We start from the raw sequence: 1,477 nt of genomic DNA, 5'->3' as shown, positions 1-1,477 counted from the left end.
CACTTACCCATATTGGGTTCACTTTATTGCTTAAAGTGCGGATCTTACTGCCAGTTATATGCGGGATAAACACAAATTATCTCATTTTACGATAACCATTATGAAATAATTTATAGATTAGATACCTAGGTCTTTCCACCTATGTTATACTAAATATAGCTCAAATTAACTTTAAGTAGAAAGGCCTGATTTTATGGATATTGCTGCATTGTCTGTTACTATGGCAAATCAACAAATTCCTTCTGATGCAAGTATTGCCGTGATGAAAAATGCTATGAAAGTAATAGAAACGCAAGGCGTACAATTGCAAGAAATGCTCGATCAATCTGCACCTACAGCACCGCATCCATCGCTTGGCAATCGAGTTGATATCTCGCTTTAGTTCACTTTGTTCATTGTAGATGTTTCGCATCACAATTTTTATACGTATGCTAATAATGTAAAATAGAACAAAAGCGCAAGCGACCGATTAAAAACGTAGTGACTGGAGCGAATCAACGGAGATAAAAGAATCACAGTGAGCTTGCGAGCCGATGATGACCTAGATTAGGGCGATTTGTAAAGTCGCCTCGTTTCTGGACGCTAGAGCTGGACGCGGCTCAACACGCCTATATAATCCAAATGGACTAGTTTTATAATTTCTTAGAATAACAAAAGCAGAACTTTCCTACTTTAGGATTTGTTCTGCTTATTTAGTGATAATGTGAAACTTCAATCCATGAGGTTTTGTTTATCCCCCACGAATTGGTAATACCACAAGGGTATGACCTAAAGGTCTTTAAATCAATCGGAATTTACTGGCAGGCATCCCCCACTTACCAATAACGGTTTCACTTTATTGCTTGAAGCGAGGGTCTTACTGCCAGTAAATGTAGGATAAAAAGCCACATTAAGAGTGAAGAAATGAAATGTTATTGATTTCCTTCTCCATTCTCATCTTTGTTTTCATCATCCATCATGTTATTATCATTATTTTCGTCAGTGCCGTTACCATCATTCTCCATGTCAGGATTTTCTTCATTCATTCCTCCATTATCATCAGCAGGATTGTCATCGATATTATCTTCTTCCTGTTGATCTAGAGGTGCCTCATCCTCTACTGGATCCTGATCGTCATCTGTTCCGCATGCTGCGATTAAAGACAACGCTAATACTGGTGCACCAAACTTCACTAGAAGTTTTTTCTTCATGTATTTTACCTCCTTTTGTTGTTCGTTATCTGTCTTAGCATAACCATTTCAAAAGAAGTCATACAATTTTTTTCAAAAATTACCTTAAATTTAACATGTATACACATTTGAACCAGAGAAACCCAGCTGGATTACTGCCTTCCCTTAACCAACAGTCTAAGAAAAACTGAGTGAAATTCGCTCAGTCCTTATCACTACATGCTCAGATTCACGCTTTCTCTAGTAGCTATTATGGAATAATAGCTACTGCTTGCTTGACCACCACTCCGGCTGCCCACTTCCCTTTC

The 1,477-nt window shown here is 38.1% G+C and carries 2 protein-coding genes; one reads left to right on the top strand and one right to left on the bottom strand.

Annotated features, from left to right (window positions below; translation table 11 throughout):
* Positions 1-208 precede the first annotated feature (208 nt).
* Complete coding sequence (locus tag ABDZ84_RS18100) at positions 209-382, top strand: YjfB family protein (protein WP_343782505.1); 174 nt, start codon at positions 209-211, stop codon at positions 380-382.
* Between the two features lie 529 nt (positions 383-911).
* On the opposite strand, the gene ABDZ84_RS18095 is transcribed toward ABDZ84_RS18100, so the two are convergent.
* Positions 912-1,190, bottom strand: a complete 279-nt coding sequence (locus ABDZ84_RS18095; protein WP_051388344.1) for a hypothetical protein — start codon at positions 1,188-1,190, stop codon at positions 912-914.
* Between the last annotated feature and the right edge of the window lie 287 nt (positions 1,191-1,477).

Origin of the sequence: Virgibacillus salarius (assembly GCF_039521925.1) — a bacterium.
In the GTDB taxonomy this organism is placed as follows: Bacteria; Bacillota; Bacilli; order Bacillales; family Amphibacillaceae; genus Virgibacillus; species Virgibacillus salarius.
This window is presented reverse-complemented; position numbering and strand designations above follow the sequence as displayed.